Source organism: Halomonas salsilacus (genome assembly GCF_051216275.1).
Lineage (GTDB): Bacteria > Pseudomonadota > Gammaproteobacteria > Pseudomonadales > Halomonadaceae > Halomonas.
The window spans coordinates 295194-314826 of sequence record NZ_JBPKAQ010000004.1 but is presented as its reverse complement, the minus strand read 5'-3'; the positions used below and the strand labels follow the sequence as shown (position 1 = coordinate 314826).

General features: G+C 69.7%; 18 protein-coding genes. 3 read left to right on the top strand and 15 right to left on the bottom strand.

Features of this window, described 5'->3' with window-relative positions:
• Window positions 1-11: 11 nt before the first annotated feature.
• Complete coding sequence (locus ACR80S_RS08630) at window positions 12-539, bottom strand: YceD family protein (RefSeq protein ID WP_435399805.1); 528 nt, start codon at window positions 537-539, stop codon at window positions 12-14.
• 172 nt (window positions 540-711) lie between these two features.
• Here ACR80S_RS08630 and ACR80S_RS08625 point away from each other — a divergent pair, with 172 nt between their 5' ends.
• A complete protein-coding gene (locus ACR80S_RS08625; RefSeq protein ID WP_435403012.1) occupies window positions 712-1293 on the top strand; it encodes a Maf family protein in 582 nt (193 codons plus the stop codon).
• Here ACR80S_RS08625 and sppA read toward each other — a convergent pair.
• From sppA to ACR80S_RS08610, 3 genes are read right to left on the bottom strand one after another with little or no spacing between them, the layout of a single operon-like run.
• Window positions 1285-2388 carry a signal peptide peptidase SppA gene (gene sppA, locus ACR80S_RS08620; RefSeq protein ID WP_435403011.1) on the bottom strand — a complete coding sequence of 368 codons (1104 nt, stop codon included), beginning with the start codon at window positions 2386-2388 and terminating at the stop codon, window positions 1285-1287. The genes ACR80S_RS08625 and sppA overlap by 9 nt on opposite strands.
• A gap of 3 nt (window positions 2389-2391) precedes the next feature.
• Window positions 2392-3045 (bottom strand): HAD-IA family hydrolase, encoded by a 654-nt coding sequence (locus ACR80S_RS08615; RefSeq protein ID WP_435399808.1) that lies wholly within the window; start codon window positions 3043-3045, stop codon window positions 2392-2394.
• A 48-nt stretch (window positions 3046-3093) separates the two neighbouring features.
• Window positions 3094-4041, bottom strand: coding sequence for an RluA family pseudouridine synthase (locus ACR80S_RS08610; RefSeq protein ID WP_435399809.1), 948 nt, complete (start codon window positions 4039-4041; stop codon window positions 3094-3096).
• A 553-nt stretch (window positions 4042-4594) separates the two neighbouring features.
• Here ACR80S_RS08610 and rne point away from each other — a divergent pair.
• The gene (gene rne, locus ACR80S_RS08605; protein WP_435403010.1) at window positions 4595-7894 is read left to right on the top strand and encodes a ribonuclease E; all 3300 of its coding nucleotides are present in this window, start codon (window positions 4595-4597) and stop codon (window positions 7892-7894) included.
• A gap of 118 nt (window positions 7895-8012) precedes the next feature.
• Here the strand turns inward: rne and murB are convergent, their stop codons facing one another.
• From murB to ACR80S_RS08560, 9 genes are read right to left on the bottom strand one after another with little or no spacing between them, the layout of a single operon-like run.
• A complete protein-coding gene (gene murB / locus ACR80S_RS08600; protein ID WP_435399811.1) occupies window positions 8013-9032 on the bottom strand; it encodes a UDP-N-acetylmuramate dehydrogenase in 1020 nt (339 codons plus the stop codon).
• A complete protein-coding gene (locus tag ACR80S_RS08595) occupies window positions 9029-9505 on the bottom strand; it encodes a low molecular weight protein-tyrosine-phosphatase (RefSeq protein WP_435399812.1) in 477 nt (158 codons plus the stop codon). The genes murB and ACR80S_RS08595 overlap by 4 nt, the downstream gene beginning before the upstream one ends.
• A complete protein-coding gene (kdsB, locus tag ACR80S_RS08590) occupies window positions 9505-10305 on the bottom strand; it encodes a 3-deoxy-manno-octulosonate cytidylyltransferase (protein WP_435399813.1) in 801 nt (266 codons plus the stop codon). Before kdsB ends, ACR80S_RS08595 begins: the two co-directional genes overlap by 1 nt.
• Window positions 10305-10514, bottom strand: a complete 210-nt coding sequence (locus ACR80S_RS08585; RefSeq protein WP_435399814.1) for a Trm112 family protein — start codon at window positions 10512-10514, stop codon at window positions 10305-10307. The genes kdsB and ACR80S_RS08585 overlap by 1 nt, the downstream gene beginning before the upstream one ends.
• 10 nt (window positions 10515-10524) lie before the next feature.
• The gene (gene lpxK, locus ACR80S_RS08580) at window positions 10525-11592 is read right to left on the bottom strand and encodes a tetraacyldisaccharide 4'-kinase (RefSeq protein ID WP_435399815.1); all 1068 of its coding nucleotides are present in this window, start codon (window positions 11590-11592) and stop codon (window positions 10525-10527) included.
• Entirely contained in the window at window positions 11589-13349 is a 1761-nt protein-coding gene (msbA, locus tag ACR80S_RS08575) for a lipid A export permease/ATP-binding protein MsbA (RefSeq protein ID WP_435399816.1), read from the bottom strand. Before msbA ends, lpxK begins: the two co-directional genes overlap by 4 nt.
• Complete coding sequence (locus ACR80S_RS08570; RefSeq protein WP_435399817.1) at window positions 13346-13798, bottom strand: ExbD/TolR family protein; 453 nt, start codon at window positions 13796-13798, stop codon at window positions 13346-13348. The genes msbA and ACR80S_RS08570 overlap by 4 nt, the downstream gene beginning before the upstream one ends.
• Window positions 13795-14493 carry a MotA/TolQ/ExbB proton channel family protein gene (locus tag ACR80S_RS08565; protein ID WP_435399818.1) on the bottom strand — a complete coding sequence of 233 codons (699 nt, stop codon included), beginning with the start codon at window positions 14491-14493 and terminating at the stop codon, window positions 13795-13797. Before ACR80S_RS08565 ends, ACR80S_RS08570 begins: the two co-directional genes overlap by 4 nt.
• Window positions 14494-14535: 42 nt before the next feature.
• Window positions 14536-16824, bottom strand: coding sequence for a DNA internalization-related competence protein ComEC/Rec2 (locus ACR80S_RS08560; RefSeq protein ID WP_435403009.1), 2289 nt, complete (start codon window positions 16822-16824; stop codon window positions 14536-14538).
• 123 nt (window positions 16825-16947) lie between these two features.
• Between ACR80S_RS08560 and ACR80S_RS08555 the strand changes: the two genes are divergently transcribed.
• Window positions 16948-17490 (top strand): DUF2062 domain-containing protein, encoded by a 543-nt coding sequence (locus ACR80S_RS08555; RefSeq protein WP_435400087.1) that lies wholly within the window; start codon window positions 16948-16950, stop codon window positions 17488-17490.
• A 101-nt stretch (window positions 17491-17591) separates the two neighbouring features.
• On the opposite strand, the gene ACR80S_RS08550 is transcribed toward ACR80S_RS08555, so the two are convergent.
• A complete protein-coding gene (locus tag ACR80S_RS08550; protein ID WP_435399820.1) occupies window positions 17592-18329 on the bottom strand; it encodes an ABC transporter ATP-binding protein in 738 nt (245 codons plus the stop codon).
• 7 nt (window positions 18330-18336) lie between these two features.
• Window positions 18337-19578 carry a lipoprotein-releasing ABC transporter permease subunit gene (locus ACR80S_RS08545; RefSeq protein ID WP_435399821.1) on the bottom strand — a complete coding sequence of 414 codons (1242 nt, stop codon included), beginning with the start codon at window positions 19576-19578 and terminating at the stop codon, window positions 18337-18339.
• Window positions 19579-19633: the final 55 nt, after the last annotated feature.

Here is a 19633-nt window from a genome sequence, read left to right as displayed (position 1 = left end):
ACGATGATAAATCAGGATTTGCCCTTGAGGTGCTTGAGCACGTCGAAGGGACTCGCTGCGGGCTCCCGGGATGCCGCGGCATCCTCCCCGCTGGTCAGCTGGTCGCGAGAGACCTCACAGTCGGCCTCATCGTGGTAAACCACCTGTGGCAGGCTGAGGATCAGTTCGTCCTCGACCACCGTCAGCAGGTTCAGCTGTTCGTCTTCCACCAGCACCGGCTCGTGAGTGCTCGGCAGCTCGGCGGCCAGGTCGTCGCTGGTGACCATGCCGAGCAGGAACTCGCTCTCCACGTGCTGCGCCATCGGCGACAGGCAGCGCCGACAAGGCAGCTGCAGATCCGCCTCCAGGCGGCCGTGAATCACGCGGCGTCCTTGGGGATCGATGCCGAAATCCAGGGCAACCCGAAGATCGCCGCTCTGAGGCCCGATCTCTTCGGTCAGGCGCGCAAGTTCGGCAAGGGCCATCAGGCCCTCGAGATGCTCGGATCGGGCTGCGAGCTTGTAGGGCTCGACCCTGCTGGGAAGTCGTGTGGTTAACATAGGCGCGCAATGATAGGCACTCCCCCTGCCCCTGTCAAAGCCGCCGTGGCGCAATCTCGCCTGCGTCCGGCAAGCGGGCTTCAACGACCTCCCCGAGCCTTGCTGCCAGCGTCCTTGAGCCCGACGGCTTCATGCTACGCTGCCGCCATCCCCTCGATCAGGAACTGCCCCCATGCCCCGTCTTGTCCTCGCCTCCGGTTCCCGCTGGCGCCGCCAGTTGCTCGACCGGCTGGAAATCCCCTACGCCTGGCAGAGCCCCGACATCGACGAGACCCCGCACTCGGACGAGCCCCCCGAAGCCCTCGTCGAGCGACTGGCGCTGACCAAGGCCCGGCGGCTGGCCGAGGCCTGGCCGGAGCATCTGATCATCGGCTCGGACCAGGTGGCCCTCTTCGAGGGCGAGATCCTCGGCAAGCCCCTGGATGCGTCCACCGCGCGCGCCAACCTGGCCCGCTTCTCCGGCCACCGGGTGCGCTTTCTCACCGGCCTGGCGCTGCTGGATTCCCGGCACGGCCGCGAGCGGGTCTGCCACGAGACCTACGACGTGGTCTTCCGCCGCCTCGGCGAGGACGAGATCGCCCGCTACGTAGATAAGGAGAAGCCCCTGGACAGCGCCGGGAGCTTCCGCATGGAGGGGCTCGGGATCGCCCTGTTCGAACGACTCGAGGGCGATGACCCCAACACCCTGGTCGGCCTGCCGCTGATCCGCCTCTGCGCGCTGCTGCGCGAGGCGGGACTGGACCCGCTAGGGTAGCTGGTAGCGCAGCGGCGAGTCGGCGCGGGGCACACCCAGCAGCTCCATGGCGACGCGGCCGAACTGCCGGGAAAAGCGCTCGAAGGGGTCGAGGCGCGGGGTGTAGTCGCGCACCTTCGGCGCGGGCAGCCGCTCCCGGGCCAGGCCGCCCAGGCTGCCGATGCCGTCCACCAGGCCGAGCTCCAAGGCCTGCTCGCCGCTCCACACCAGGCCGCTGAAGAGCCGCTCGTCGTCGCCGAGGCGATCGCCTCGCCCTTCGCGCACCGCCTCGATGAACTGGCGGTGGGTGGTCTCCAGCACCGACTGCCAGAACTGGCGCTGCTCGGGTGCCAGCGCCGAGAAGGGGTCGAGGAAGGCCTTGTTGTCGCCCGCCGCAAACACACGGCGCTCCACGCCCAGGCGCTCGATCGCCTCCTCTAAGCCGAAGCTGGCCGAGATCACCCCGATGGAGCCCACCAGGCTGGCCGGTGCGACCAGGATCTCGTCTGCCGCCGCGGCGATGTAGTAGGCGCCGCTGGCGCCCACGTCCTCGATCACCGCGATGATCGGCTTGTCGCCCTCGGCACGCAGCCGCATGATCTCGTCATAGATGCGCTGAGACTGCACCGGGCTGCCACCTGGGCTGTCGATTTGCAGCACCACCGCCTCGCTCTCCTCGGCCTCCCAGGCGCGATTGAGCCCGGCAACGATGCGCTCGGCACTGGCCGGTGACTCTGAATCGATCACGCCGCGCACCTTGACCACCCCCAGGTGCGGGCCGACGCCGCCACGGCCGGGAGGACCGGCCAGCAGGCTGTAGAGGCTCGCCGACAGCGACGCCAGGATCACCGCCACGAGCAGGAAGCGGAAGAACAGCTTCCAGCGCCGGGAACGGCGCTGCTCCGACAGCACGCCGCCGATCCAGCGGTCCATCATCTCCATCTGCTGAAGACGCTGACGCTCACGCAGGGTCTCGGCGCTCTCCGCCGGCGCCGCGCCCTGTTCGGACGAGGTACGGCGCACCTCGCGCTCCGCCCGGGCCTGCTCGGGGGGCCGCTCCGGCCCCTGGGTCCAGGGGTCCTGGCTCTCGCCGCGCTTCTGGTCGTCGTCGCTCATCGTTTACCTTCCTTGCAGCCAGTCAAACAGGTCGGGTACCGCCTCGGCGGTGAAGGTCGGCCGACTGGCTGCCAGCCGCGCCGGCGCATGCACGCCCCAGGTCACCGCCACCCGGTCCATGCCGATGGCGCGGGCCATCTCCAGGTCGTACTCGGTATCGCCCACCATCACCGCCTCCGCCAGCGGCACCTCGAGCTCCGCCAGCAGCTCCTCCAGCATCAGCGGATGGGGCTTGGAGCGGGTCTCGTCGGCGGTGCGGCTGGCGTGGAACCAGCGCCCGCTGTCACTCTCGCGGAAGATGCGGTCGAGGCCGCGGCGGCTCTTGCCGGTGGCCACCGCCAGGCGCTGATCGCCACGACCGTGCAGGCCGGCAAGCCCCTCCTCCACGCCGCAAAAGAAGCGCATGGGGGTGTCGTTGCCCTCCACGAAGTGCCAGGCGTAGCGGCTGCGCAGCAGCTCGGCGCGCTCCGGGTCGATGCCCGGGCACAGGGTGGCAATCGCCTCGGGCAACCCCAGGCCAATGATGTTGCTCACGCTCTCCGGCGAGAGCTCTCCCCAGCCGGCGTCCCGCGACGCCGCCTGCATGCAGTCGACGATGCGCGCCACCGAATCCATCAGGGTGCCGTCCCAGTCGAAGATCACCAGTCGATAGCGCATTGTCGGCTCCGTGTAGTCGATGCAAGTGGTATGGGGGCGTGGCAAGGCTCAGGCGTCGCGGCGGGTCCGGGCCAGCACCGCCTTGAGCTCCTCGGGCAGCGGCGCCTTGATCTGCACCGGGCGGCCGCTGGTGGGCTCGGGGAAGCTCAGCGACTCGGCGTGCAGGAACAGCCGCGGGACCCCGAGCGACGCGCTGAGGCGCTGGCTGTCTCGGCTGGCGTACTTGTCATCGCCGAGCAGCGGGTGGCCGGCGTGTGCCGCATGCACACGGATCTGGTGGGTGCGGCCGGTGACCGGTTCGGCCTCCATCAGGGTCGCCCTCGCGAAGGTCTCGCGCACCGCAAAACGGGTCCGCGAGACCTTGCCGGTCGGATCGACCCGCACCCGACGCTCGCCGTTGGCCAGGGTGTAGCGGTCCAGCCGTGCCGCCACATAGTCACGCTTCGCCGGCCAGCGGCCGGCCACCAGGGCCAGGTAGCGCTTGTCCATCTGCTGCTGCTTGAGGGCGGCGTTGAGCGCCAGCAGCGCCGGGCGCGACTTGGCCAGCAGCAGACAGCCGGAAGTGTCACGATCCAGGCGGTGGACCAGCTCCAGGAAATCGAGCTCCTCGCGGACCTGACGCAGCGCCTCGATCAGGCCAATCTTGACCCCGCTGCCGCCGTGAACGGCGAGACCCGCCGGCTTGTTGATCACCAACCAGTCGCGCCCCTCCACCAGCACGCTGCCGGCCAACAGGTTGCGCAGGTTATCGCTCACCTCGAGCACCGCCTCACGGGGCGAGAGCTTGAGCGGCGGGATGCGCACCAGGTCTCCGATGGCCAGGCGGGTGTCCGGCTTGACGCGCTTCTTGTTCACCCTCACCTCGCCCTTGCGCACGATGCGATAGATCAGCGCCCGTGGCGCCCCCTTGATGCGGGTCATCAGGAAATTGTCGACCCGCTGGCCGTCCTGCCCTTCCGTCACCTCGACCCACTGTACGTCGCGCCCTTCGGCCATGCCGAGACTCCACTGCCGGAAACTGCCAAAAGGGTCATTCTATCGCAGCGGGCGCCCCGGCGCGCCAATTGCTGGCGCGGCCCTGTTGCTGTTATATTGCCTGTTCGCTTCAATGGGCCAAAATCAGCCCGCCAGGCGCCTGCTCGACAGACACGCAGGCCGAAGCGAAAAGATCAGGCCGCGACGACGTCGATACGTCCCGCCGCCCGCAGCAACGGAAAGACAGCGAAATAGCGCCACGCCCGGATCCCCCGATGTTTCCCCCGTCATGGAACGTCGGCAGGCCACGGGACACGTTCAACAGCGTGCCGGAGACCGGCGGCGGCGAATCGATGAATGCCAGGTGTTGGCGGTGACCGCAGGGCCGGATGGGTGACCCCCGCCGAGACATGTCCTGCCTCCGCCCCGTACTCAACAGCTCGTGCCGTGACGCCTCGTTATCGAACCGCCACGGCCGAAGATATGCGTATTCCTGCGATACGCTGAGAACAGGCACGCAGCACACAGAGGTTCGTCACGTCGCACTCGCCGGCACCCCATAGTGCGAGACAATATGAAACGGATGCTCATCAATGCGACCCAGCCCGAAGAGCTGCGCGTCGCGCTGGTCGATGGACAGCGCCTCTACGACCTGGACATCGAGTCCGGTGCCAGGGAACAGAAGAAAGCCAATATCTACCGCGGAAAGATCACACGCATCGAGCCCTCCCTGGAGGCCGCCTTCGTCGACTTCGGCGCCGACCGTCACGGCTTCCTGCCGCTGAAGGAGATCTCCCGCGAGTACTTCGTCAAGGAGCCCGCCTCGGGCCGCCCCAGCATCAAGGAGGTGCTGAGGGAGGGCCAGGAAGTCATCGTCCAGGTCGACAAGGAGGAGCGCGGCAACAAGGGCGCGGCGCTCACCACCTTCATCAGCCTGGCCGGCCGCTTCCTGGTGCTGATGCCCAACAACCCCAAGGCCGGTGGCATCTCGCGACGCATCGAGGGCGAGGAGCGCAGCCAGCTCAAGGAATCCATGGGTCAGCTCACCGTGCCCGACCGCATGGGCCTGATCGTGCGCACCGCCGGCATCGGCCGCTCCCCGGAGGAGTTGCAGTGGGACCTGGACTACCTGATTCAGGTGTGGGAGTCGATCACCGAAGAGGCCGGCAAGCGTTCCGCCCCCTTCCTGATCTACCGCGAGTCCAACGTCATCATCCGCGCCATGCGCGACTACCTGCGCCAGGATATCGGTGAGGTGCTGATCGACAGCGAGGCGGTCCACCAGGAAGCGCTGGCCTTCATCCGACAGGTGATGCCCTCCTATCAGTCGAAGATCAAGCTCTACGTCGACGAGGTGCCGCTCTTTTCGCGCTTCCAGATCGAGTCCCAGATCGAGACCGCCTACGAGCGTGAGGTGAAGCTGCCCTCCGGGGGTTCCATCGTCATCGATCACACCGAGGCGCTGGTCTCCATCGACATCAACTCGGCCCGCGCCACCCGCGGCAGCGACATCGAGGAGACGGCGCTGCAGACCAACCTGGAGGCCGCCGACGAGATCGCCCGTCAGCTGCGCCTGCGCGACATCGGCGGCTTGGTGGTCATCGACTTCATCGACATGAGCCCGGCGCGCAACCAGCGCGAGGTCGAGAACCGCATGCGCGACGCGCTGAAGCTGGATCGCGCCCGGGTGCAGATCGGCCGCATCTCGCGCTTCGGCCTGATGGAGATGTCCCGCCAGCGCCTTCGCCCGTCGCTTGGCGAGACCAGCGGCGTGGTCTGCCCGCGCTGCGTCGGCCAGGGCACCATCCGCGACGTGCGCTCCATCTCGCTCTCGATCATGCGCCTGATCGAGGAAGAGGCCATGAAGGAGCGCAGCGCCCAGATCCGGGCCATCCTGCCGGTGCCGGTCGCTACCTACCTGCTCAACGAGAAGCGCGCCGTGCTGGCCGAGATCGAGCGTCGCCAAGGCGTGCGGGTCCTGCTGCTCCCCAGCATCGAAATGGACACGCCCCACTACGATGTCCAGCGACTGCGCGACGACCATGTGGACGAGGACGGCACTGCCTCCCTCTCCAGCTTCGAGCTCGCCACCGAGACCGAGATCGGCCGTGAGCCCGAGTCTACCTTCGCCAAGCCGGCGCAGCGCGCCGAGGCGGCGGTGAAGACGGTGATCCACCACGAGCCCGCACCCGCCTCCCTGCAACAGGAAGAGACACCAACTGCGCAGGAACAGGCCCCCGCGGCCCCGACCGCCCCGGCCCCGGCGGCCAAGAGCCCCGCCAGGCCGCCGATGGTGCAGCAGCCGGTCGTCGAGCCCCAGGCCGGCGTGTTGGGCCGCCTGGTCAAGGGCCTGGCCAAGCTGCTGGGCGGCGACGAAGCGCCTGCCGACAGCGGGCAGAAGCCCCCCGTCCGCACCGAGGAAGCGCGCGGTGACAAGGGCGGCCGCAAGCCCTCACCGCGCGAAGACGAGCGCAGCGGCCGCAACAACCGCCAGCGTCGCCCGCGCAACGAGGAGCGCCGTAGCGCCCCGCGCCAGGAGAACGAGCGCGGCGACAGCCGAGCCGATGGCGCCGACAATCGTGGCAACGCCGGCCGCGGCGGCCGTGGACGCGGGCGCCAGGACGACGCCCGTCAGGCTCGCCCGCCGGAGACGCCCCGGGCGGGTGATGAAAAGCCTCGTGATGAAAAGCCTCGCGATGAAAAGCCCCGCGATGATAAGCCTCGCGCCGACTCGCGTCGCTCCCGCGGCGGCGACAAGCGCGACGAGCGCCCTGCCGAGAAGCCGGTCGACGCGAAGAGCGAGGCACCCAGGCCCGAAGCCCTCAAAACCGAGGCGCCGGTAGACGATGGCAAGCCCAAGCGCGCCCGCAACAATCCGCGCAACCGCAGCCGTCAGCATGCCATCAACCCCAAGGCCGAGGCCGAGCAGCAGCGGCTCCAGGCCGAAGCCGCCGAGAACCAGCCGGCCGAGGCCCAGCCGGATGCGACAGCCGACGCCCCGCAGGCGGACAGGGTCGAAGCCGCCAAGCCCGCCGTGACGGCAGAGACCAGGGGCGAGGCTCAGACTGAGGCCAAGTCAGAGCCCAAGGCCGAGACGCCCAAGGCGGAGCCGCAGCCCACCGCGCAGAAGCCCGCCGACGCCAAGGCAGAGCCCAAGGCCGAGACGCCCAAGGCGGAGCCGCAGCCCACCGCGCAGAAGCCCGCCGACGCCAACGCTGAGGTGAAGGCCGACACGCCCAAGGCAGAGCCGCTGCCCACCACGCAGAAGCCCGCCGACGCCAAGGCAGAGCCCAAGGCCGAGACGCCCAATGCGGAGCCGCAGCCCACCGCGCAGAAGCCCGCCGACGCCAACGCTGAGGTGAAGGCCGACACGCCCAAGGCAGAGCCGCTGCCCACCGCGCAGAAGCCCGCGAACGTGAAGGCCGAAGCAAAGCCCGACACGCCCAAGGCCGAGGTGAGGGCCGACGCGGCCAAGGCGGAGCCGCAGCCCGGCGCGCAGAAGCCGGCCGACGCCAAGACTGAGCTGAAGGCCGACACGCAGAAGCCCGCGAACGTGAAGGCCGAAGCAAAGCCCGACGCGCCCAAGGCCGAGGTGAAGGCCGACGCGGCCAAGGCGGAGCCCCAGCCCGGCGCGCAGAAGCCGGCCGAGGCAAAGACCGAAATACCCAAGGCCGAAATGCCCAAGCCCGATGCGCCCAAGGCGGAGTCGCAGCCCACCGAGGCCAAGGCCGAGGTGAAAGCCGAAGCCCCTAAGGCCGAGGAGACGCAGGAGGAGCGCCGCGCCAATCGCCGTCGTCGGCGCGCCCACAACGACCCGCGGGAGATCCGCCGTCGTGAGCTGGAGGCCAAGGCCCAGGAAAGCCCTCAACGCTAGGAGAAATGGCAAGCAGGGCCGAAGAGGCCCTGCTTTCCTCCCCTGCAACAACAGCGCCCGCAGCCATAGCTGCGGGCGCTGTCGTTTCGGGTCAGGCTGTCAGGCTGTCAGGCCAGACTCATCGCTCACCGGGGAGCCGAGGCTCCCGCTCCAGCGTCACACCGAAGCGCTCACGCACCGTTGTGGCCACCCGGTCGGCGAAGGCAAGCAGTTCGCCGGCACTGCCCCCGCCGAAGTGCACCAGCACCAGCGCCTGGCGGTCATGCACTCCGAAGTGCCCTTCACGCAGGCCCTTGAGGCCACAGCGGTCGATCAGCCAGCCGGCGGCCAGCTTGACCCGCCCATCGGGCTGGCGAAAATGGGGCATCTCGGGGTGCTCGGCCAGCAGACGCTTGGCCTGCTCGTCCTTCACCAGGGGATTCTTGAAGAAGCTGCCGGCGTTGCCGAGCCGAGCCGGGTCGGGCAACTTGTCACGGCGAATCGCACTCACCGCTTCGGCCACCGCCAGCGGTGTCGGGGTCTCCCCCACCCGGGCGGCCAGATCGCCGTAGCCAAGGCGCAGCGTTGCCGAGCGCGTCAGCCTCAGTGCCAGCCGGGTGATCACCACCCGCCCCGCCAGCCGCCCCTTGAAGACGCTGTCGCGATAGGCGAAGGCGCACGCCTCGGGCGTCATCCACGCCGCGCGGCCGTCCGCCAGGTCGACCACCTGCAGCGCCTCCAGCACCTCGCAGAGCTCGACCCCGTAAGCGCCGATATTCTGGATAGGTGCCGCGCCGCAACGGCCCGGAATCAGCGCCAGATTCTCGGTGCCCCAGAGGCCGAGGCCGGCCAAGGCCATCACCAGCTCATGCCAGACCACCCCCGCCTCAGCGTGAACCCGGACCGTCTCGCCCTCGCCCTCCTCCAGCCACCAGTCGCCCATGGCGGGCTGCAGCACCAGGCCGGGAAGGCGCTCGGGCAGGATCAGGTTGCTGCCGCCGCCCAGCAGGGTCAGTGGCCAGCCGTGAACGCGGGCCTCACTCAAGGCCGCCTGCAGCTCGACCAGACTGGCGGGCGCGGCGAAATGCGCCGCCACGCAGGGCAGGCCCAGGGTATTGGCCGCCGTCAGGTCGTGCTCGGCGGCAAGCGTCAGACTCAAGGGCGCCCCTCCAGGCGCGTCTCGATCTGTGCCAGCAGGCCCCGGGCGCCCTGCTCCACGAGGTCGAGCACCTCCTCGAAACCCTGCTTCCCGCCATAGTAGGGATCGGGCACGGCACGGTCGGGCAGACCGGCAAACTCGAGGAAGAGCCCCATATGAGCCTCCAACTCGGCCGGCGCCAGGGCGCGCATCGCCGCCAGGTTGTCATGGTCCATGGCCAGCAAGTAGTCGAAACGGCCAAAGTCGTCGGCGGCCAGCTGCCGGGCGCGCAGCGCGGAGAGGTCCACGCCGCGACGAGCGGCGGCCTCACGGGTACGCGGGTCCGGCGCCTTGCCCACGTGCCAGTCGCCGAGGCCGCAGGAGTCGACCTGGACCCGATGGGCCAGGCCTCGCTCGTCGAGCAGGCGTCGGAAGATTCCCTCGGCGGTGGGTGAACGGCAGATATTACCCAGGCAGACAAACAGTACGCGCATCAGTCACCTCCCCTGTTGGCTTTAGCTTCCAGCAGGCCACGCACCCGGGCCAGGTCCTCGACGGTATCAACCCCGGCGGGGTGCGGCTCCCGGGCCAGCGCCACCTGGATGGCGTGGCCATGGTGCAGCGCGCGCAGCTGCTCGAGCTGCTCGAGGTGCTCCAGGGGGGAGGGTGTCCAGTCACGGTACTCGGCCAGAAACCCCGCCCGATAGGCATAGAGCCCGATGTGGCGCAGCCAGGCGTCGGTCTCGAGCAGCTCGGGGCGCATGGCGAAGGCGTCGCTGTCCCAGGCCTCTCTATCCCAGGGCAGGGGCGCCCGCGAGAAGTAGAGGGCGCGACCGGAGAGCGCACGCACCACCTTCACCACGTTGGGATTGAACAGGCTCTCCACATCGCTGATCGCCTCGGCCAGGGTGGCGATGGAGGCATCGGGGTCGTCGAAGAGCCGATCGGCCACCTGGTCGATCAGCGTCGGAGGGATCAGCGGCTCATCTCCCTGAACGTTGACCAGCACGGCGTCGTCGGCCAGGCCCAGTCGCTCGGCCACTTCGGCCAGGCGATCGGTGCCTGAAGGGTGGTCGGCGCGGGTCATGAGCACCTCGGCGCCCAGCGCCGCCAGGGCCTTTTCGATGCGGGCGTCGTCGGTAGCCACCACCACCCGGGTTGCGCGGCTCTCGCAGGCACGCCGCCAGACGTGGGCCACCATGGGCTGGCCGGCGATCTGGGCGAGGGGCTTGCCGGGCAGCCGCGAGGAGGCGTAGCGTGACGGAATGACGGCGATGAACTCCCGCACGGCCATCACGCGTCCCCCGTGCGCCCGGGCGAGTCGTGAAGCTTCTCGTCGACGGTGAGCTGACGCGCCTCCTCGGGCAGCATCACCGGGATGCCGTCGCGCACGGGATAGGCCAGGCCGTCGAACAGGCAGAGCAGCTCCTTGGCCTCGCGCCGGTACTTGAGCTTGCCCTTGCACAGCGGGCAGACCAGCATGGCCAGCAGTTCCTTGTCCATCGTGTTCACCTCACTCCTGATGGTGAGCCGGCGCACTGCCGGCTCGCGAATTCGTTTCTTCCCGGATAGCCGACGGCGGCGCGCCCAGCCTCGCCAGCCGCTCATCGAGCCAGCCGACGAAGGCAGGTTCGGGCCTGGCCTCTACCTCCAGCACCCAGCTGTCGCCGGGGGTCAGGCCACGACACTTCACTGCGTCCTTGGCGGTCATCACCAGCGGTCGGCCATCGTCGAAGGCGAGCTCCTCGGCGCGATAGGCGTGGTGGTCGCCGAAGGCGTGGGCCGCCGCCTCGACGCCGAGCCCCGCCAGGGTCTCGAAGAAGCGCGCCGGCCGGCCGATGCCGGCCACGGCGTGCACCGGCGTGGAGAACGGCAGCGGCGCCAGGGGCAGTCGCTCGCCGTCGTCCAGCCGTCGCCAGCTTAGGGGCGCGAGGTCCATGGTGAAGGCGCCGGCGGGTGGGGTGAAGGCCGGCTCGCCGTTGATCACGAGGGCATCGACGCCCTCGAGGCGCGAGAGCGGCTCGCGCAGGGGGCCGGCAGGCAGGCAACGCCCGTTGCCGAAGCCCCGGACCCCATCCAACACCACCAGTTCGAGATCGCGCCCCAGAGCCAGGTGCTGCAGACCATCGTCGCTGACCAGGATATCGCAGCCCGCCTCGAGCAGCTTTCGCGCCCCGCGCGGACGGTTCGGGTCAGCCACCACCGGCACGCCGGTCTGATCGGCCAGCATGCGCGGCTCGTCACCGCAGTGGGCCGCCGGCGTCTGGTCCTCGACCCGCAGCGGATAGGCGTCGCTCCTGCCCCCGTAGCCGCGGGAGAGGATCCCCGGGCGCCAGCCGCACTCGACGAGGTGGCTCACCAGCCAGGCCACCAGCGGCGACTTGCCGGTGCCGCCCAGAGTCAGATTGCCCACCACGAGCACCGGCACCGGGGCGCGCCATACCTCCCGGCGGCCCGCCGCGTAGGCGTCGCGGCGACGCGCCACGGCGGCGCAATAGAGCGCTTCCAGGGGGCGCAGCAGGGCGAGCCAGGGCGAGCCCACATAAGCCGCCGCCAGCCAGCGCTCCGCCACTCCCCTCATGCCGGGTCCGCTTCCTGGAACTGCAGGCGATGCAGGGCCGCATAGGCGCCGTCACGGCCGATCAGTTCGGCGTGGCTGCCCTGCTCGATCACCTCGCCTTGCGCCATCACCAGGATGCGGTCGGCGCGCTCGATGGTGGAGAGGCGGTGTGCGATCACCAGAGTGGTACGGCCCTTGCAAACTTCCTCCAGGGCCGCCTGGATATGGCGCTCGGATTCGGTATCCAGCGACGAGGTGGCCTCGTCGAGGATCAAGAGCGGCGCGTCCTTGAAGATGGCGCGGGCGATGGCCAGACGCTGGCGCTGACCGCCGGAGAGCATCACGCCGTTGTCGCCCACCACGGTGGCGTAGCCGCCGGGCAGGCGCTCGATGAACTCGTGGGCGTGGGCGGCCCGGGCGGCAGCCTCGATGGCGGCCGGCTCGGCATCCGGCACCCCGTAGGCGATGTTGTCGGCGATGCTGGCGTTGAACAGGGTCACCTGCTGGGAGACCAGGGCGATCTGGCGTCGCAACGGTGCCAGGCGATAGTCGTCCAGGGGCACGCCGTCGATCAGCACTCGCCCCTCAGTGGGCCGGTAGAAACGCGGCAGGAGCCCTACCAGGGTCGACTTGCCGCTGCCCGACCGGCCGACGATGGCGACCATCTCCCCCGGGGCCACGTCCAGATCGATCCCCTTGAGCACATCGGGCTGGTCCTCTCCGTAGCGGAAGCGCACGCCCTCGAGGCGTACCCGGCCCTCGAGACGCTCGGCCTCATGGTGGCCCTCGTCCCGCTCGGCGGGCACCTCCAGCAGGCCGAACAGCTCGGCGGCGGCGGCCAGGCCCTTCTGGATCTCGCTGTTGATCTCGGTGAGCTGGCGCACCGGCTTCGCCATCAGCGAGGCGGCGGTGATGAAGGCCACGAACTCGCCGGCGGTCATGTTGTCCATCAGCGCCGGCGACATGGCCAGCCACACCAGCACCGCCAGGGCCAGGGCCACCAGCAGCTGGATGATCGGCGTGCTGACCGCCTTGGTCAGCGCCTCCTTCATGCTCTGCTGGCGGTTGTACTCGCTGGCCGCCGCGAAGCGGGCCTTCTCGAAGGGCTCGGCACCATGGGTGCGCACCACCCGATAACCGGAGAGCGCCTCGGAGGCCACATGGGTGACGTCTCCCATGGAGGCCTGAATGCGCGCCGAGATGCGCCGGAAGCGCTTGCTGGCGTAGCTGACCACACCGCCGATCAGCGGGGTCACCGTCAGGAACAGCAGGGTCAGCATCCAGTTGGTCCACAGCAGATAGCTCACCAGGCCGATGACGAAAAGTCCCTCGCGCAGCAGGATGGTCAGCGCCTTGGTGGCCGCCCCCGTCACCTGCTCCACGTGGTAGGTGACCCGCGAGATCAGGTGGCCACTGGAGTGGCTGTCGAAGAAGCGCCCCGGCAGGTGCAGCATGTGGTTGAAGACATCGCAGCGCAGGGTGTGGACCACGTTGCGTGCCACGTTGCTCATGAAGTAGGTGCCGAGGAAGGTACCCAGCCCGCGGGCGGCGAACATGCCCACCACAAACATCGGCAGGAAGAGCCGAAAGCTTGCGCCAGGGTCCTGGATGCCATCGATCAGCCGCTTCATCATCTCGGCCATGGCCGTGCTGGAGGCGGCGTAGATGGCATAGCCGACGATCGCCAGGGCAAAGGAGCGCCAGTGGGGGCGCACATAGCTCAGCAGACGCTTGTAGAGCGTCCAGCCCGAGTGTTGGGGGGTCCCGTCCTGGTTCACGGCGTCTCCGCTGGTGAGGAAGTGGTCTCGCTGGTCGAGGTATCACTGGGGCGGGTCTCGGTGGTGGCGATGCGCACCCGCTGGATGCCCTGCAGGCCGGCCTGGTCGAGCACGCGCACCACGTCGGCGTGGCTGGCGCGGCCGTCGGCCTCCACCACCAGGCCGTGCTCGCGGGCCTCCTCGGCCTCGGCGGCCAGCGCCGCGGGGAGCTCGGCCGGGGACAGCTCGCGCTCGCCGAGCCGGTAGATGCCGGTGGCGGTGATCACCACCGTGACCGGCGAGACCTCGGCGGCGGCACCGCTGGTCGTCTTGGGCAGTTCGAGTTCCAGCGCCTGGCGGGTCTCGAAGGTTGTGGAGACCATGAAGAAGATCAGCAGCAGGAACACCACGTCGATGAGCGGCGTAAGGTTGACCTCCACCGGGTCGCGGCGGGTACGCGCAAACCTCACGGGCGCTTCACCCGCGGCGCCATGCGCCCATCGGCCTCCAGGCGCTCCTCCTCTCCGGTGACCTCGTGGCGTTCGGCCAGGGTCAGCTCGCCGCCGAAATGGGCAAGGAACTCTACCACCTGGCCCGACTGCTCCTCCATGCGCAGAGTGATGTCCTCGATCCGGCGCAGGAAGTAGCGATGGAACATCAGGGCCGGGATCGCCACGGTCAGGCCCGCCGCGGTGGTCACCAGAGCCCGGGAGATGCCGCCGGCCAGGTCGGCGGTGCGGCTGGCGCCGTCGCCGGCGACGATCACCGAGAAGACCTCGATCATGCCCACCACCGTGCCCAACAGGCCGATCAGCGGGGCGATGGCGGCAATGGTGCCCAGCGGGCTGAGGAAGCGTTCCATGTCGTGGATCACCGCCGTACCCGCCTCCTGGAGCCGAGCCCGCACCTGTTCATGGCCGAGCCGGGCGTTGCGCATCCCCGCGGCCAGCACGCCGCCGAGCGGCGAATGGCTTTCCAGCCAGAAAAGGTTGATCTGGCCGCGGGCCACCAGGGTGCAGACCTCCTGGCCGAGTCCCCGGGGAGCGATACGCCCGGCGCGCAGGGTCCAGAGGCGTTCGATGATGATCACCGTGGCCAGCAGCGAACAGCCGAGCAGCGGCAGCATCAGCCAGCCCCCGGCGATCAGGGCCTCCATCATGTCCATGCGCTTCCCCTCGAAGATGCCCCGTGATGCGTGTTCCCGATCTCAGAGCGATTCTAACGCAAGGCAGTCGGCTCCGACACCGCCCCACCGCCAGGGCTGACGTCGCAGGCTCTCAACGAGACGGTCCGGCCCTCCCCCGAGACGCAGGGTCAGGGCCCCATCCAGCGCCGTGCTCCACTGGCAGCTGCCCGCCGCCCGGAAGCGTCTCACCACCTCGTCGTGGGGGTGGCCGAAGGGGTTGCGCCGACCGGCACTGTAGACCACATGGCGCGGGGTGAGCCACTGGACCAGTTGGGGGCCGGAGCTGGTGTGACTGCCGTGGTGGCCCGCCACCAGCAGGGTCACCGGCGCCTCGGCCTCGAGGAGAATGGCGCGCTCCACCCGGCGCCCCACGTCGCCGGTGATCAGCAGCCGCTGCCCGGCCACGCTCGCCTCCAGCACGCAGGAGCGGTCGTTGCTGGAGAGCGTCTCGGTGTCGGCCGGCGGCCACAGGAAGCGAAAGCGCACGCCGTCCCGCTCCCAACCCTCCCCGGCCCGGCAATACGTGAAGGGTACGCCAATCGTCTCGCCGGGGGGCGCCAGGAAGCGCCCCACCCGATGGCGCTCATCGAGCAACGCCACCCCGCCGGCGTGATCGAGGTCGTCGTGGCTGACGATCACATCGTCGAAGCGCTGGCCCGGCGGCCACAGCACGCCAACCGGGGCGAAACCCGAGGCGAAGCGCGGGCCGGCGTCGTAGAGCCCTCGGTAGCTTGCAGTGCGCAGCTCCACCAGTTGCCCCTGGCCCACGTCCATCACCCGCACTTCCAGCTGGCCCTGGGGGATGCCAGACGGCGCCAGGGCCATGGCCACCGCGGCCAGCGCCAGGCTGCCCGCGGCGCGCAGCGCACCCGTCAGTCCGGGCAGCACCCAGAGCAGTGCCACCAGCCCCAGGCAAAGCGCCAGGGGCGTCACCAGGGCCGGTTCGGGGAGCCACAGCGGCAGCCACTCCACCGCCGCCTCCAGCCACCGGGCCAGCGCCTCCGCCAGCCGGGCAAACAACCACCAGCAAAGCGTCGAGAGCGGCGGCAAGGGGGCGAGCAGCCAGCCGAGCAGTCCCAGCGGCACCAGCAGGCTGCTCACCACCGGCACGGCCACCAGGTTGACCAGCGGCGCCGCCGGCGCCAGGCGGGCGAAAGCCAGCAGCACCGCCGCCGCCATCAGCGGCGCCAGCAGCAGCTGGGTCCGGACCAGCGCCCACAGCCAGCCGCGCGCTTCCCGCGGCCGGGGCCGCCCCTGCCAGGCCAGGATCAACAGCGCTACCGCCAGGTAGGAGAGCCACAGCCCCGGGCGCCAGGCGCTCAGGGGATCGAGCAGCAGCACCACCGCCAGGGCCAGCCACCAGCCCTGCCAGGGCCCCGGTGCGTGACGCCCGCTGGCGACCCAGAGCCCCACCAGCGCCATCACCAGGGCCCGCAGCGCCGGAGGCTCCAGCCCCGAGAGGGTCGCATAGCCCGCCGCCGCGGCGCCGGCCAGCCACCAGGGCCACACCGCCAGGCGCCAGCGACCCGGAGTCGCCAGCCTGGCCGCCCCGCGACCCAGCAGCAGGGCGAAGCTCGCCACCAACCCCACGTGAAGCCCGGAGATCACCATCAGGTGGGTGGTGCCGCTGGCGTTGAGCAGCACCCAGTCCTCGGCGGTCAGCTGCTCGCCGGCGCCCAAGGTCAGCGCCGCCAGCCAGCGCTGGGCGCGCGGCGGTAACTCACGCCTCTCCAGATGAGCCAGGGCCCGCTCGCGCAGCCCGGGGATGGCATCGGCCAGCCGCCGCGGCGGCGGCTCACGGCGCACATAGCCGGTGGCCTGGATCCCCTCGCGCCACAGCCAGGCCTCGTAGTCGAAGGTGTGGGGATTGGCGAAGCCCGCCGGCGGGCGCAGGCGAACGGTCAGCGCCCAGCGTTCGCCGGACTGCATGGGAGGCGCCTCGAAGGCACTCAAGCGCACCCGCCGCAGGCGGTCGCAGCCGGGGCGCCCCTCGGCGAGGGGATGACACGCCGTCACCTCCAGGGTCAGGCGGGTCAGGTGCGCCTCCTCGGCGACCGCCACCAGCCGACCCTCCACGGAGAGATCCTCGCGGATCAGCCCCTCGGACAGGCCGGCGCCGCGGACCAGCAGCAGGCCGACGGTCACCCCGACCAGCGCCGCCAGCGGCAGCCAGCCGGCCGACCGCCCCCGGGCCAGCACCGTCAGAGCAAGGACCCCCAGCCCCTCTAGCAGCCCCGGCGGTGGCCGGCTGCCCAGCCCCAGGCCGCCAAGCACCGCCAGGGCCAGGATGATGGCCATTCCTGGTCGCATTCCCTTGCTCCGGGTGGATGCATGACTGCCCGTGCACGGCGCCCAGCGTGGAAGCACCGCCATGGCAAAGGCAGGCCCTTGCATGGATAATAGCCGGTGTCACGATGCTGCGAGCCCGACGACATGCCGCGCCGCTTTCTCCAGCGCTACATGCCCCACCCCGAGACACTCAGGCGCCAGCGCTCGCTGCGTTTCATGAGTCATCTCATCGGTAACCCCGCCCTGTGGGTGCTGAGTCGACGGAGTGTGGCCAACGCCTTCTCGGTGGGCCTGTTCAGCGCCATGCTGCCGATCCCCTTCCAGATGATGGTGGCCGCGCTGGGCGCCTGGCTGGCGCGCGCCAATCTGCCGCTCTCCGTGGGCCTGGTGTGGGTCACTAACCCGCTGACCATGCCGCTGATCTTCTACGGCAACTACCGGCTGGGTACCTGGCTGATGAACACCCCGGCCCGGGAGGTCCCGGAGCGTCTCTCCACCCGCTGGATCGCCGAGCAGATGGCCGATATCCTGCCCGCCCTGGCGGTGGGCTCGGTGGTCACCGCCATCGTACTGGCGCTGCTCGGCAACCTGGTGATCCGGCTGATCTGGCGCTGGCAGGTCTCGCGCAGCTGGAAGGCCCGTCGCCGTCGGCGACGCAGGAGGCCCTGCAAGGACGACCCGCTGTAGCCGTCTGATACTGCTGCTCCACCTACGCCAACGGCCGACCCCAAGGGGGCCGGCCGTTTGCTGTCTGTTACCGGGTGATGCCAGGCTGCCGTGGGCTGGACTCAGTCCGCCGCCGTACCCCGCGGCTGCTCGGTCAGGCGCCCCTCGTCCAGGCGCATGACCCGGTCCTGGTGGGCCGCCAGCGCCGGGTCGTGGGTCACGATCACGAAGGCGCAGGCGGAGGTGCGGGCCAGCTCATCCATCAGCGCCAGGATGCTGGACGCGGTGTGCTGGTCCAGGTTGCCGGTGGGCTCGTCCATCAGCACCAGGCTCGGGTCGGTGACCAGGGCCCGGGCGATGGCCACCCGCTGACGCTCACCGCCGGAGAGCTCGCCGGGCTTGTGGTCCGCGCGCTGGGCCATGCCCACCCGCTCCAGCAGCGTCCGGGCGCTGGCCTCGGCCACCTTCTTGCGCTGGCCACGCACGATCAGTGGCAGCGCGGCGTTCTCCAGAGCGGTGAACTCGGCCAGCAGATGGTGGAACTGGTAGACGAAGCCGATATGCCGGTTGCGAAAGCGGCCCAGGGCCGCGTCGCCCAGTGCCAGCAGCGACTCGCCGGCGATGCGCACCTCGCCCCGGGTGGGCTGGTCGAGGCCACCCAGCAGGTTGAGCAAGGTGGTCTTGCCGGAGCCGGAGCTGCCGACGATGGCGACCCGTTCGCCGGCGTGGACGATCAACGCCAGGCCGTCCAGCACGGTGATGTCCTGGGGGCCCTCACTGTAGACCCGGGTCAGGTCGAGGCACTCCAGCATGACGCTACCCTGCACCGCCCGGGCGCCGTGCTCGGCTGTGGCTTGCATGGTCGTTTCACTCATAGCGCAGTACCTCCGCCGGCTTGACCTTGGCCGCCCGCCAGGCCGGATAGAGGGTGGAAAGGAAGGTCAGGACCAGCGCCGCCGCGACGATATCGCGCACGTCGGTCCAGTCGAGGCGGGAGGGCAGGTTGCTGATGAAGTAGACCCCGGCGTCGAGGAACTGGATGCCGAACAGGCTCTCGACTCCGTCGATGATATGGGAGATGGTCAGGGCCAGCAGCACCCCGAGCACCACGCCGACCAGGATACCGATCACCCCGATGGCCAGCCCCTGGACGATGAAGATGCCCATGATCGAGCGCGGGGTGGCGCCGATGGTGCGCAGGATGGCGATATCGGCATGCTTGTCGGTGACCACCATCACCAGGGTCGACACGATGTTGAAGGCGGCCACGGCGATGATCACCGTGAGCAAAAGCCCGATCATGCGCTTCTCCATCTGGATCGCCTGGAACAGGTTGCCGTGGGAGAAGGTCCAGTCGGTGCCGCGGTAGCCTGGTCCGAGCTCGTTGACGATGCTGCTCGTCTCCGCGCTGGCGGCGAAGAGGTCGTCGAGCTCCAGGCGCAGGCCACCCACGGCGTCACCGAGCCGCGCGAGGGTCTGCATGTCCTCGATATTGGCGTAGGCCAGGGCGGCGTCCAGGTCGGCGCCGACGCTGAACACCCCGCTCACCGTGAAACGCTTGAGCCGCGGAAAGACCCCGGCCGGGGTGATCGAGGCCTCGGGCACCAGCAGGGTCACCGTGTCCCCGACCCCGACCCCCAGCCGTCGGGCCAGGATCGAGCCCAGCACAATGTTCCACTCACCGGGCTGCAAGTCGTCCAGCGCCCCCTGCTGCATGTGGCGACCGATGATCGAAACGCGGTCCTCCCACTCGGGGTGGATGCCGTTGACCATGGCGCCCTCGTTGCGGCCGCCTACCGAGAACATGCCCTGCTGCTCCACGTAGGGGGCAGCGCCGATCACCCGCTCACGCTCCATCAGCCGCGCGGCCAGGGATTCCCACTCCACCATGCCGGTGCGCGACTCAACCTTGGTGTGGGGCACCATGCCGAGGATGCGGGTGCGCAGCTCGTGGTCGAAGCCGTTCATCACCGAGAGCACCAGGATCAGGACCGCGACGCCCAGCATCAGGCCCAGCATGGAGGTCAGCGAGATGAAGGAGATGAAGTGGTTGCGGCGCTTGGCGCGCACGTAGCGCAACCCGATCAGGAAAGGCAGGCGGTCGAGCATGGAGGCGTTCCTTGTCAGCGGGCGCCCATGGTAAGGCTTTTTTGGCGCCGCTGCA